Below are 13762 nucleotides of genomic sequence, written 5' to 3' on the forward strand. Positions count from 1 at the left end.
TTACTCCTGTTCTAATTCTTGATCTTCGGATCGAGCGCGTCTCTCAAACCGTCTCCCAGTATGTTGAAGGCGAGAACCGTCAGGAAAATGGCGGCTCCCGGAAAATAAACGACATGCGGCGCGATGCTGAGGTAATCGCGGCCCATACTCAGCATGGCCCCCCAGTCCGGGTCCGAAGGCTTCGCCCCAAGGCCGAGAAAGCTCAGGCCCGATGCGGCCAAAATCGTCGTCCCGATCCGCATCGTGAAATAAACGATCAGACTCGGAACGGTTTCGGGAAAAATATGACGGGCAATAATCCGCGTGTTGTTCGCCCCGATGGAACGGGCGGCTTCCACATACAGCGACTCCTTCGTTTCCAAGGTGGCGCTGCGGATCAGCCTCGCGAACGACGGAATGCCGAAGATCGCAACGGCGACGACGACGTTCATCAGCCCCGGCCCGAGAATCGCGACAATCCCGATCGCCAGCAGCAGATCGGGGAACGAGAACATCACGTCGCTGCCCCGCATGATCAGCCGGTCGAGCCAGCCGCCATAATAGCCGCTGATCAGCCCGAGCAGTGTGCCGATGACCGCGCCGATCAGCACGGCGCTGAGGCCGACGGACAGCGACAGCCGGGTGCCGACGAGAATGCGGCTGAAAATATCTCGGCCGTACTCGTCCGTACCGGCCAAATGCTTCGCCGACGGACCGGACAAAATGTTGTCGTAGTCCGGCACAGTCGGATCGTAAGGCGCAAGCGCTGGACCGATGATCGCGACGACGACGAGCAGTACGATAAACAAGCCTGCGGCGAACGCGAGCTTTTGCTTTTTCATTTTGATCCAAAAATCGCGGAGCGGACTGCTTTTCGTTAACGGAACGGCCGAATCCGCGGAATGGTCGATGACGATGTTTTGATTCATGGTGGTCCTCCTCAGTTCTGGCCCGACAGGCGAATTTTAGGATTGAGAACGCCATACAGGACGTCAACGAGCAAGTTGACCAGAATGAATTCGACGGCGAACAGCAGCAGCTCCGCTTGAATGACCGTATAATCGCGGAAGGCGATCGAATCGATCAGCAGCCGCCCGAGCCCCGGGATACTGAACACCGTCTCGACAATGACCGAGCCGCCAAGCAGAAAGCCGAACTGAAGCCCGGCCACGGTAATGACGGAGATCATCGAGTTTTTCATCGCATGCCCCCAGACGACCGCGGACTCGTTCAAGCCTTTGGCCCGGCCGGTCCGGATATAATCCTGCTTCAGCGATTCCAGCAGCGAGGCCCGGGAGAAGCGCGCCAGCATCGACATGATGCCCGCTCCGAGCGTAATCGAAGGAAGCACGTAGCCCTGCCACGAATCGACGCCTCCGGTCGGCAGCCAGCCGAGCTGCACGGAGAACAGCTGGATAAGCAGCAGCCCGAGCCAGAACGGCGGCACCGAAATGCCCGAGACCGCGGTCAGCATGCTCAAATAGTCCGGCCAGCGGTTGCGCTTCGTCGCCGAGATGACTCCGATTACAATCCCGAACACAAGCGCCCAGCCCATGCTGAAAATCGTCAGCCAAATCGTCGGCATCATGCGCGAGGCAAGCATTTCCGTCACCGGCAAGCCGGTTTTGAGTGAACGGCCCAGATCGCCCTGCAGCAGATGCGACATATAGATCAAATATTGCTCCCAGAGCGGCTTGTCGAGGCCGAGCTCGGCCTGAATGCGGCTGATGTCTTCGAGCGTGGCTTCCTTGCCCGCGACGAGCCGCGCCGGATCGCCGGGAATCAAATGGATGAACAGAAAGATCAAGACGGAAACGATAAAAAGAATCGGAATGACGGCAACCAATCGTTTTAGCACATACTGAGCCAAGCTTTTACACTCCTCCTCTGAAAACCTGCCATTAGGCGAGATGCTGTGGTGAGCACCGCACCGAAGGGCGGGTCAACACAGCATCAGGTCAGGACTTACTTCTTGATTTCGGCTTCGCGGACGTTGATCGAGCCGTCCGGATATACTTTCACGCCTTCGAGGTAGTTTTTCTTGCCGGATACGATCTGGTCGACGGCAAGGAAGACCCACGGAGCGTCTTTGTAGATTTGCGCTTGAATATCGGCGTAAACGGCTTTTTGCTCGTCGGCGTTCGACAGCTTGTTCGCTTTTGCGATCAGTTCGTCCACTTTGTCGTTTTTGTAGTAAGCGGTGTTCGCTCCGTTCGGAGGGAACATTTCGCTCGCGAAGAGCGGGCGCGTCGCCGCGTCGGCGTCGGCCGAGGACGGGGACCAGCTGACGTACCACATTTGCACCTTGGATTCCTGCGGCGTTTTGGCCGAGTTGATCTCGTTGGACAGCGTGCCTTCTTCCATCTGCTTCACGTCGAGCGTGATGCCTACGGCTGCCAGCTGCTGCTGCACGAACTGCATGCCTTTGACCGTCTCCGAGTCGGAGCTGCCCCAGATTTCGGCTTTGAACCCGTTTTCGAGGCCGGCTTCCTTCAGGAGCGCTTTCGCTTTCTCCACGTTGCCGTCATACGGCGTTTGCTTCGCATAGAATTGCGTTTTGGACGACATCGTCGAGTCCAGCTTCTCGGCAAAGCCCGATTTGACGACTTTGATATAGGCGTCTTTGTTGATTGCGAAGTTGATCGCCTGACGGACGCGGACGTCGTCGAACGGTTTCTTCGTCATGTTCATCGTGATGTAGCGCGCAATCGTCGAAGGCGTTTTGTCCACTGCGATGCCGTTCTTTCCGTTCACCTGCTCAACCTGCTCGGTCGGCAGCGGATAGGCGAAATCGGCTTCGCCCGTTTTCAGCATCGCGACGCGGGAACCGTTCTCCGGCACCGGCTTGAAGGTGACAGTATCTACCTTCGGCAGTCCTTTTTCCCAATAATCGGCGTTTTTCTCGATCGTCATCCGGTCGCCCTGTACCCATTCCTTATACTTGAACGGGCCCGTGCCTACCGGGTGCTGGCCGATATCTTTGCCGTGCTTCTCCAGCGCCTGCGGGCTGATGATCATCAGCATGGCCAGCTTGTTCAGTATCGCGGAATACGGCTGGGACAGCGTGATTTTGACCGTTTTGGCGTCGACGACTTCGGTTTTCTCCACGGTGGCGAAGCTGCGGGCCATTTTCAAGTTGTTATCCTTGTTTTTCACCCGGTCGAGGTTGATTTTGACCGCTTCGGCGTTGAGCGGCGTGCCGTCGTGGAACTTGATGTTCTCTTTCAGTTTGAAGGTGTATACTTTCGCGTCCGGGCTCACTTCGTAAGATTCAGCCAGCACGGGCACGACCTTCATATCCTGATCGAAGCCGAGCAGACCTTGATACATCGTGCGGTAGCCGGAAATGGACAGCGTATCGGCCGCGTTATGCGGGTCCAGCGTTACGAAGTTGGCATTGACCGCAATCGTGATGCCGTTGCCTTCCTTCTTGGCCGTTGGCTGTTCGGCCGCGCCTTGCGGCTGCGACTTGCCTGCGCCGCCGCTGCAGCCTGCAAACATCGCGCCTGCGAGCACCAATGCCGTAAAAGTTGTGAAACGTTTTTTCATGGAAAATCCCCCCGTTTTTCATTGATTTATGCTAAATCTTCCTGCGGGACGAACGAACCCATTCGTCCATAAGCGGAAGATCGTTACCTTTGGATCGGTGATGCGCCCGCTTAGAAATGGAATACGGTTTTTCTCTCGCCTACGACAATGTGGTTATCGTTTTTGATCTCCTTCGGAGCCAGCGCATACAGCCGGTCGATCGTATCGCGGTTATCGTAGCCGATCTGCTCCAGAATCGAAGCGACGATAATCGGCCACACGAGCTCAGAGCCGTCCAGCACTTTTAAGGCGAAGCTCATGCGCTCCTTTTTGAGCCCGAAGCCGTACACTCCTTTGGCGCCGCCCTTGGCGACAATGTTCGGGTCGGTCAGCAGCGCGGTGCAGATAAAGTCGTGGCTCGCGATCATCTCCGGGTTCGCGTTCATATAGCCGGCGATTTTCGTAACCGCCGCTCTCGTACCGGCATCCTCTATCAAATCCGGGCAAGCCAGCTTCAGATAGGCGCGAGCGATGTTTTGGAGCGGCATCGCATAAACCGGAAAGCCGCAGCCGTCCACCCCGATGCGGATGTCTTCCTTCGGGTAGTCGGCCATTTCCGCCATCGCTTCCAGGCTGAGCTGCTGTGCCGGGTGGTCGATGCTCCAGTAGGTTTCGAGGTCGTAGCCGAGATCCTTGGACAGCGCGAGATAACCGGAATGCTTGCCGGAGCAGTTATGGTACAGCCTGCGCTTCTCCAGATGCTCCCAGTTGCAGGCTGCACGCGGCGCTTCGTTGAGCGGGTAAGTCGGACAGCACAGGATGTCTTCTTCCTTCAGCCCGGTTTTCTCCAAAATCGCCTCGAGCGCCTCGATATGATACTTTTCTCCCCGGTGCGAGGCGGCGAACAAAGCCGCTTCCTTCGGGCTCAGCTTGAATTTGTCGTCGATGCCGTTCTTAAAGACCGGGATCGCCTGAAACGGCTTCGCCGCCGAACGCAGAAAAGTCATATGCTGTTCGTCGCCGACGGAGTACACAATCCGTCCGTTCTCGTCCATTCCGCAGACGAGGCCCATATGTACATTCTCCAGCACGCCTCCGCGGTATTCTTCCACCAATCGTTCGAAGCCCATAAGTACTCATATCCTTTCGGCATGTGAAGTTCAAGATGTTCCGCTGCGGTTAACGGTCCGAGCATCCCGATTGCTAACGCTTTCAAGTCGGGTTCGTCCGGTCCGGAACCACGTAAAATGATTCCTCGAACAAGTTCTTTTCGTTTATTTTCACCACTGATGTTAATAATAACAGCCGTTTTTTTTGCTTGTCAATAAATATTTGAATAATTTGTGAAGATAAACAACAGTTTTCGGGATCGATTCGAAGAATACAAGATTTATTTATTCCAGTGACGGTATTAATTTCTTCTCTTGTCGTTTTTGTCCTTCGTATACAAAAAAACCGCCTCTCCCCTCAGGCCGTTTGGCCGGGAAGCGTGCGGTCTTTCGGGTTTCACCGGATGGCTGTTATCCTTGCAAATTTTGCTCTCCTGTTCGCGGATCGAGTACAGGTTCAAGACGCTGCTTCCTTCGCCGGAAACTTTCACGTTACCCCTCCATTTTCCATGCCCGCGCCAGCAGCCCTATCCCTTCCCGGATGTCCGTTTCGGACAGGCCGCCGAAGCCTAGCAGCACGGTCGGGGCCTCGTCAGCCTCCGGCCGAAGCCGGTAAGCCGAAGCCGGATAGACGCGGACTCCTTCCCGGGCGGCTGCGCGCACAAGCTCCGCTTCGTCCTGATCGGCGCGTACCCGAAGCAACATGTGCAGCCCCGAGTCCGCGCCGATCATCTCGACGCCCGCCGGAAAAGCGTCGCGCACCGCATGCAGCAGCGCATCGCGCTTTTTGTGGTAGACACTGCGCATTTTGCGCACATGTCGCTCGAAGTCGCCGGATTGCATGAACAGCTGCTGCGTCTTCTGGAATATCGGTGAGGCAAGCTGGTCGTAGCTGTGCCGTCGGATGCGGAACCTCGCCAGCAGCGCCGGTGGCAGCACGAGATAGCTGAGCCGAAACGCCGGCGTCAGCGCCCGCGAGAACGTGCCGACGTAGATGACCCGGCCGTCGTCGTCCAAGCTCTGCAGCGAAGGAATCGGCCGGCCGCTGTAGCGGAACTCGCCGTCGTAGTCGTTCTCGACGATGTAGGCCCGCCGCTCCTTCGCCCATTGAAGCAGCTTGAGCCGCTTGCCCGCCGACAGCGTCATGCCGTACGGAAACTGATGCGACGGGGTGACATAAACGGCCTGCGCGCCACTGGCCTGCAGCTCTTCGAGGCAGATGCCGTCGCTTTCCAGCCGGAGGGGCAGGCAATCGAACCGGAACTGCCCGAACAGCGCTTTTACCCCGTCGTTGACCGCTTCTTCGGAAGCGATGCAGACGACATCCTCGCGCAGCAATTGGAACAGCAAATCGAGCGAGTGGTACGTGCCCGCACCGATGACGATCTGCTCCGGCTCGCAGCGTACCCCGCGCATATGGTGCAGGTAGGCGGCAATTTCGGCGCGCAGCTCCGACTCGCCCTGCAAATCGCCGTACAGCAGCAGACGGCTGTTTTCCGGCAGCAGACAGCGGTTCATCAGCCTGCGCCATTTCGCCAGCGGAAAGCTCGCGATATCGACGCTGCCGTAGCCAAAGTCGTAACGGAACGGTTCATCCTGAGATGCGTGATACGCGCGCTTCGGCGACAGCGACACGGCGGAACGTTCCGCTGCCGCTTCGGTCTGCGCCTGCAAGGAGGCGGACGTGTCCAACTCTGCGGCATATAGCCCGCTGCGCGGTCGGCTGGTCACATAGCCTTCGGCGAGCAGCTGCTCGTAGGCAAGAGCGACCGGCGACCGGCTTACGCCCAAGTAAGCGGACAGCGTACGGATGGACGGCAGCCGCTCGTTCGCCGGAATGCGGCCGGCGGCGATTTCGTCGCGGATATAGCGGTACAGCTGCATATACAGCGCTTCGCCCGACGTTTCGTCGAGCCTCGGCATCAAGTCGATCATCCCGGCTTCTCCTTTGTAATAAACGTTCAGTGTTTCAAACTGTCACTGTAAAAATGACGAAACTGACTATTTTTTCAATGTCAAAATACAGTTATGCTCATCTTATCATCCCATTGCGCAAAGCGGAAGACATGCATCTCATCATAAAATCACGAGCTGACCCCGTCAGCTGGATGTCAGGAGGAACCAAACCGATGACCCTTATTTTGCCACATATTAAACGGCTCACCCCTTACGCCTTGGGCGATCTTCCACCGGAAGGAAGCGGCGTGATCAAGCTGAATCAGAACGAAAGCCCGTACCCGCCCTCTCCGCTTGTGCTGGAGGCGTTGCGCACGCTTGGCGAAGAAGAGCTGCGTCGTTATCCCGACGCCCACTGTGTACAGCTGCGCGCCGCACTTTCACAGCTGCACGGCGTCAAGGACGAGCAAGTCTTTTGCGGGAACGGCTCAAGCGAGATCATTTCCTTGATCGTCAAAGGCTTCATCGGCCCGAACCGGCGTCTGGCCCTACCGGACCCGTCGTTCTCGCTGTATCACACGGTGGCGGCATCTTATCAGGCTTCTTCCATCGCCGTTCCGATGCGCAGCGACTTTACCGTCGATACGGATCTGCTGATAAGCAGCGGGGCGGACGCGATCGTGCTGGTCAATCCGAATGCGCCTACCGGACACCTGCTGCCGCTTGAAGAAGTGGAACGGCTGGTCAGTCGCTTCCCGGGGCTCGTTGTCATCGACGAAGCCTACATCGACTTCGCCGATCCCGGCGCAACCGCCATCCCACAGGTGGACCGCTATCCCAACGTGATCGTCGTCCGTACGTTCTCCAAGGCTTACGCCCTGTGCGGAGCGCGGGTCGGCTACTGCATCGCTACCGAGCCGCTCATCGCCGCGCTGGAAAAGAGCAAGGACATCTACAACATCAACGCGATCAGCCGGAAGCTTGCCGTGGCGGCCCTGGAGGACCGGGAATACACGGCGCGTACGGTGGCGGCGGTCAAGGCGACGCGCGACAGCTTCATTGCCGAGCTTCGGAGCCTCGGCTTCGATGTCATGCCTTCGCAAACAAACTTTGTGCTGTGCACGCCTCCGGCGGGAGCCGGAAAGCCCGATGCCCGCGAATGGTACCGGAGGCTGCTGGAACGCAACATCTACGTCCGCCATTTCGAGCATCCTCGTTTGGCCGACAAGCTGCGCATTTCCATCGGTACGGACGAAGAAATGGCTGCCGTTACCGCTGTGCTGCGCGGACTGCTGGGCTAAAGGAAAGAAGCTCCCGCCCTTGGTTTCGAGGGGAACGGGGGCTTCTTTGGCGATTGAAGCGGTCATGTTATAATTTGAACGTCCGACCATGTATTTCCAGTTGGATTTGAAGCAACTTTTCGACTTATGCCGGTCATAGCACTGATGTAGTGAGATCCAGGCTGCTTTGTTATGGGCAAGATTACATTCCGAGGAGCCGGGAGACGAACTTCAGCCGCTGCCTTCGTAGTTGCATAACAAGCATCCGTGGCAGGACAAATAGACGACGTGCTTGGAGCATATAGGATACCCTCTTGGGATGGTCGGAGAATCGTCATCCTCGTGAGATTGTTACAATTCAATGTTTGGATTCGAAAACATGTGAAATCAACCCGTAACCTACACCGAATACGATCCCGGATGAGGCAAAAAATGAGTAAAACAACTGAGATTCAGCCGAGAAAAAGCTACCGCCCCCGAAGGAAATCATTATGAAGGCTGTAGGCAATATAAAGGTGAGCGCACACATGGTAGGGTAACAAAACATACGGGCTGAATTACGCTTTATTTTAGTTTTGATTGTGTAACAGATTAAAAGATACAATGGAACTGATATGACTAAATAAGCTAACAAAGACCAATAAATTACCGCTCGCTTATCCCCCCCAAGAGTCTGTTGCCAAACTAACCAAAGGGTACTTTCGTAAGAAAAAAAACCTGCCCAGTAAGAAAGCATAAATACAATCAACAATAAAATATATCTGAGAAGTCTCATAAGTTTCCTCCTTCCTAGGTATAGACGCTCAAAATTTAAAAAAGTTGGGACATTTCCACCCAAGGTCTTCTGCCCGTCTCCCCAAGGAGTGATCGTTCGCCCCGCTTATACGGAAAAGATATACTCGTTCAGCTCGGCCTTGATCCGCTCCAGTCTGCCGGATTTGTTGCCAATCGTTTGGTTGCCGAGCGCATACTGCTCCAATTGGCGGAAATCCGTTTTGCCTGCCACGATATCAAGGCCGATGCCGCTTTTGAAGCTGCTGTAACGCTCATCCGTAATTTTCTCAAAAAAGCGGTCCTCGATCAATTTTGCCGCCACCTTCAAGCCTTTGGAAAACGTATCCATTCCCGCGATATGCGCATGGAACAAATCTTCCGGCTCGAACGACGATCTTCTGACCTTCGCGTCGAAGTTCACGCCGCCCGATCCGAGGCCCCCGTTGCTCAAAATTTCATACATTGCGAGAGTAACCGCATACAGATCGGTCGGGAATTCATCCGTATCCCAGCCAAGCAGCAGATCGCCCTGATTCGCATCGATTGAACCGAGCATGCCGTGCAAGCGGGCTACACGCAGCTCGTGCTCGAAGGTATGTCCGGCCAACGTCGCGTGGTTCGCTTCGAGATTCAGCTTGAAATGATCCTGGAGCCCGTATTTTTGCAGGAAAGCAATGGTGGTTGCGGCATCAAAATCATATTGGTGCTTCGTCGGCTCCTTCGGCTTCGGCTCGATCAAAAATTGCCCCGTAAAGCCAATTTCTTGCGCATAAGCCACAGCCATATGATAAAATCTCGCCAAATTGTCCAGCTCAAGCTCCATATCCGTGTTAAGCAGCGATTCGTAGCCTTCGCGTCCGCCCCAGAACACATAATTTTCCGCCCCCAGCTCTACCGCTGTTTCCAGCCCTTTCTTCACCTGGGCGGCCGCATACGCGTACACATCCGCATTAGAGGTCGTTGCCGCGCCATGAACGAATCGCGGATTGGTAAACATATTGGCGGTGTTCCACAGCAGCTTCACGCCGCTCGCTTTCATGTGCTCTTGTATAGAGGCCACGATCACATCCAGATGGTGATTCGTTTCTTTCAGCGAATCGCCTTCAGGCGCAATATCCCGGTCATGGAAGCAAAAATAAGGAGCGCCGATTTTCTCAAAAAATTCAAAGGCCGCCTCGACGCGTGCCTTCGCCAAGTCCAACCCGGTGCAGTCCGTCCAAGGACGAATGGCCGTATCGGCGCCAAACGGATCGCTGCCCCCGCCTGTAAAGGTATGCCAGTAGGCTACGGCAAAGCGAAGATGCTCCTCTTGCGTTTGGCCATACACGATTTCCGATTTGTTGTAATGCTTGAGCGCCAACGGATTTTTGGAGTCCCTGCCCTCATATTGAATCTTGTTCACCGTATTGAAATAACTCATATCGATTCCCCCCTATGTTGGAAAAATAGCTTTGAAATGCCAGCCATCGTCCGACAGCAAGCATTGTTATGCCACGATAGAAAAAAAAGCAAACTATCGATAGATAGCTGCTCTCATGGTTTTACCTCTTTTGCTTATAAAACTCGTGGTACAGCTTCATCAGCGCCCGCTTCTCGATCCGCGAAACGTAAGAGCGCGAGATGCCGAGCTCTTTGGCGATTTCCCGCTGCGTACGCTCCTCTCCGCCATGTTCGAGCCCGAAACGGCCCACAACGACCTCCTTTTCCCGCTCGTCGAGAATATCCAGGTTTTTGTAAATCTTGCTTTTCTCGATCTTGAGCTGTACCTTATCCACCACCTCGTCGGAGTCCGTGCCGAGGATATCGATTAACGTAATCTCATTTCCCTCCTTGTCCGTCCCGATCGGGTCGTGCAGCGATACGTCCTTGCGCGTCTTTTTCAGCGAGCGAAGATGCATCAGAATTTCATTCTCGATACACCGCGCAGCGAAGGTCGCAAGCTTGGTCCCTTTGTCGGGGGAAAACGATTCAATCGCTTTGATCAAACCGATCGTACCGATCGAGATCAAATCCTCCAGATCCTCCCCCGTATTGTCGAATTTCTTGACGATGTGCGCGACAAGCCGAAGGTTATGCTCGATGAGCACATTGCGCGAATGTTGATTGCCTTGGGCCATCAGCTTCAAATGTTTGTCTTCTTCATCCTCCGCCAAAGGCTGGGGAAACGCGTTGTTTTTTACATAGGAAACGAGTAAAGTAAGCTGTTTAATAAATAAAGCTACGGCACTGAATAATCCGGGCATTCCAGCCACCCCCTAAGGTGTTTGCCGATCAACGATCTCGGAAGTTTTCGCGCAAAGATTAGTATTAGTGTATGTGGGCGGCAGCCCGGAAGTGCCTGTATACAAAATTTACACCTGAATCCGTGACGTTTGCTTCTCCTGTTTGAAAATGTGGAATGATTATGGAACTTAAATCCCATAATACTCCGGCCAAAAAGGCACAATCAGTCTTGCAGGTCGCTGCACTTGTATGTCACAATCATTAGAGATTCGCCAGGTGAACTTGGACTACGGCGTAGGGAGTCAAGGTCTATTTTGAAGATGACTGGATCGTCACCGCGCTAAAAAGCATGGTATGGTTAATAGTAGTACGCGTTTAATGGAAAGGCAGGACACAAAGGATGATCGGAAAAATAGACAATCTGGAGCTGCTCCTTCACGGAAAGGCTTTGCTGCATGAGCTCAGTCCGGAGGACCCGCTCTACCGCACGTGGATCGAGATTTCGCTGCGGCCTGAGGCGCTGCCGCCCTATCCATTTCGCACGGAGCCAAATGCCATGCTGGGACATTCCAGATATGCGCCCCGATGCCGCGAGCAGGACGCGCGCTTCCGGCTACGCAAGGCGTCGTTCTTATCGTCGGATCTTGAGCACGGATTTGATCCGTCCTACGATCGGGTGGAGGATTACAATCAGTTGGATTCGGTTGCGGCGCTGCAGGAGCATCTGGCGGTGCTCGGGGTCCGGCTGGAGGATTTTACCGAGGCCTCGAATGTAGAGGAGTATCCTCTGTAAGGTGTCATGTGACCCGAAGGGATACGATTGGGTGGATAGAACTGTATTTGCTCCCTGTTGCGCTCTTTGAACTGAACAAAGAAAAAAACGAGTGATGGTGAAGGCTACGCCCACGGCGAAATAGTTCGCGGCCTCTTTCACACTCGTTGTCAGGTTCGCACTTTATGAATCTACAATATTCCTAATCAACTTACTGACCCATGCTTGTGAAAATCCTAAAATTTCGGCTAGTTTCTTTTGTGAAGCTTCTGGATTTTCCTTCATCGCTTGATGCAGACGATCCAATGCTTCTTTCCTTTTTGCAGTAATTGTTTTCGTTTTTACCTTATTAGCTCGTTCACGTTCTATCCGCTCCAAGAAAACTTGAAGCAAAGGAAGGCTTTGAATACATGGCGTACAAATATAAAATCGTTTGAAGTAAATGATTTGTTGCTTGCCTGAACAAAACAAACATTCTTCTGCTGGATATTTATAAACCATGATTGCCTTTTTCTTGTCGTCAAAATAATACTTTCTCCTGACATTGGGATGTAAATTCAAAACACACCTAACCTCCATGCGACTCCCCTATTAAACTCTCTGCTATCAAAAAGTTTAATAGCTTTGGTTAGACCTATGTCAATAGATTGCACGCATAAAATCGAGGAAATTGCCCACGGATAGGTACATTATGCGAGAAGCAGCCAATGGTGGGTGCGTTTCCATTATTCAAGTAAATGATTACCGATGGAGATCGAATCTCCCAGATCCTTCCCCGTATTGTTGAATTTCTTGAAGATATGTACACGAACCGATGTAAATTATCAATGAGATCACAATATGTAATCCGAACGGCGCACAAATTAAGCGATTTAACATCTCTCGGCACTATGTTCTCATTGAAGTTGATTCTAAAAGAGGCGTCGTAAAACGAATTATTATTCCTGATAGTACAATTATCCCCCCACCAATAGCTATAATCAGACCCATACCAAACATATTTGCAAGCGGTGCACTGATCAAGATTGCAATTGGGATGAAAAAGGTACTAATTGTCATTAGTGTCGCGTAAACTTGTGCTTGTTGGTGTTGTGGAACTGTGGTTTGTAAGATAACCATCTCTGGAACATTTATTGCTGTTTCAGTTGCACCTAAAATAAAACAGCAAACAATAATAACAGATAACTCAGGCATTACCCCCAAAATTGTAAGGACTACACCACTTATTACACCTGCAAAGAGGAAAAACATCCCATGGCGTACAATTTTAATTTTGACGAGAATTATCCCCATGAGAAGAGCTCCAATAGCTGAACTTGCCCGAATTATAGAAAGCGTTGTTGCATTACCATTCAACTGATCAGCTACATAAATTGCTGATAAAGACATCCATGGTATAGTGCCCACATTTATAAAAATGGCATATATTGTCAACCCAAATATTAGTTTATGTCTTTTTACATTCATAATTCCTTCATAAACGTACTTGAAGTAAGAATTGAAAACCACTCTTCCAGAAGATTCGATAATCTGTTCCTTCGGGTCATTAGTATAATTTGGTGTCTTGACAGTTAGAATTAATAGACCTGATATAACTAATAGCACCCCTGTCAATAGTAAAGTAGTACTAGCAGACAAAAGTGAAACAAGTAATCCAGCGCAGGCCAATCCTAAAAGGTTTACAATTTGAGTAACTGATTGCAAATGTGCATTTGCTGATTGAATCTTTACCTCATCAACAACTCTTGGTAATAATGCAACTGATGAAGGATTATAGATAGCAGCAGTAACGGATTGGAGTAAAGCAGTGACGAAAAATACCCAAACAGGTAGAATATCGAAGTAGTAACAAATTGGCACTATAATTATTATCAAAGCACGTATCACATCTGATGCTGCCATCCAGTACTGTAACCGTCCTTTATTTAGTAAGGGACTAATAAATAAGCTAAGAGCCATTTGTGGTACTATCGAACATACATATAGAATGGACGTGCTCACCGCCCCACCACCAGATTCAATAAGTAACCATACTAGAGCAATAGAGGCAAAGTTATCTGAGATAACTTTAAAAATTCGAGATGAGAGTAATAATATAAAATTAATTGGATACTGCTTTACGTCACCAGGTGTATTATTCATCATTCCTCCTTGGGATATTGGGCCACGTTAGAGTACCTCTTGGTGATCATCGAAAGATC

The 13762-nt window shown here is 52.3% G+C and carries 12 protein-coding genes; 2 read left to right on the plus strand and 10 right to left on the minus strand.

The window, feature by feature from the left end; genetic code table 11:
* Positions 1–11: 11 nt before the first annotated feature.
* The 6 genes from BLO51_RS04420 to pdxR all read right to left on the minus strand — a co-directional run bounded on the left by BLO51_RS04420 (position 12) and on the right by pdxR (position 6551).
* On the minus strand, positions 12–908 hold the full coding sequence (locus BLO51_RS04420; RefSeq protein WP_090667354.1) for an ABC transporter permease subunit: 897 nt from the start codon (positions 906–908) through the stop codon (positions 12–14).
* Between the two features lie 11 nt (positions 909–919).
* A complete protein-coding gene (locus tag BLO51_RS04425) occupies positions 920–1849 on the minus strand; it encodes an ABC transporter permease subunit (protein ID WP_090667357.1) in 930 nt (309 codons plus the stop codon).
* Positions 1850–1944: 95 nt separating this feature from the next.
* Positions 1945–3528: a glutathione ABC transporter substrate-binding protein gene (locus BLO51_RS04430; RefSeq protein ID WP_090667360.1), complete on the minus strand. Its 1584-nt coding sequence runs from the start codon at positions 3526–3528 to the stop codon at positions 1945–1947.
* A 110-nt stretch (positions 3529–3638) separates the two neighbouring features.
* Entirely contained in the window at positions 3639–4637 is a 999-nt protein-coding gene (locus tag BLO51_RS04435; RefSeq protein ID WP_090667363.1) for an asparaginase, read from the minus strand.
* A gap of 281 nt (positions 4638–4918) precedes the next feature.
* Complete coding sequence (locus BLO51_RS04440) at positions 4919–5107, minus strand: hypothetical protein (protein WP_090667365.1); 189 nt, start codon at positions 5105–5107, stop codon at positions 4919–4921.
* 1 nt (position 5108) lies between these two features.
* Entirely contained in the window at positions 5109–6551 is a 1443-nt protein-coding gene (pdxR, locus tag BLO51_RS04445) for a MocR-like pyridoxine biosynthesis transcription factor PdxR (protein WP_090667370.1), read from the minus strand.
* A 194-nt stretch (positions 6552–6745) separates the two neighbouring features.
* Here pdxR and hisC point away from each other — a divergent pair, with 194 nt between their 5' ends.
* A complete protein-coding gene (gene hisC, locus BLO51_RS04450; RefSeq protein WP_090667373.1) occupies positions 6746–7813 on the plus strand; it encodes a histidinol-phosphate transaminase in 1068 nt (355 codons plus the stop codon).
* A gap of 859 nt (positions 7814–8672) precedes the next feature.
* Here hisC and xylA read toward each other — a convergent pair.
* Positions 8673–9986, minus strand: a complete 1314-nt coding sequence (gene xylA, locus BLO51_RS04460) for a xylose isomerase (RefSeq protein WP_090667378.1) — start codon at positions 9984–9986, stop codon at positions 8673–8675.
* Positions 9987–10107: 121 nt separating this feature from the next.
* Complete coding sequence (sigK, locus tag BLO51_RS04465) at positions 10108–10809, minus strand: RNA polymerase sporulation sigma factor SigK (RefSeq protein WP_090667381.1); 702 nt, start codon at positions 10807–10809, stop codon at positions 10108–10110.
* A 380-nt stretch (positions 10810–11189) separates the two neighbouring features.
* Here sigK and BLO51_RS04470 point away from each other — a divergent pair, with 380 nt between their 5' ends.
* Positions 11190–11582: a hypothetical protein gene (locus tag BLO51_RS04470; protein ID WP_217266685.1), complete on the plus strand. Its 393-nt coding sequence runs from the start codon at positions 11190–11192 to the stop codon at positions 11580–11582.
* Between the two features lie 162 nt (positions 11583–11744).
* Here the strand turns inward: BLO51_RS04470 and BLO51_RS04475 are convergent, their stop codons facing one another.
* Positions 11745–12122, minus strand: a complete 378-nt coding sequence (locus tag BLO51_RS04475) for a helix-turn-helix domain-containing protein (protein WP_174551194.1) — start codon at positions 12120–12122, stop codon at positions 11745–11747.
* Positions 12123–12449: 327 nt separating this feature from the next.
* Positions 12450–13703: an MFS transporter gene (locus BLO51_RS04480; RefSeq protein ID WP_217266686.1), complete on the minus strand. Its 1254-nt coding sequence runs from the start codon at positions 13701–13703 to the stop codon at positions 12450–12452.
* Positions 13704–13762: the final 59 nt, after the last annotated feature.

Origin of the sequence: Paenibacillus tianmuensis, from assembly GCF_900100345.1 — a bacterium.
GTDB lineage: Bacteria > Bacillota > Bacilli > Paenibacillales > NBRC-103111 > Paenibacillus_G > Paenibacillus_G tianmuensis.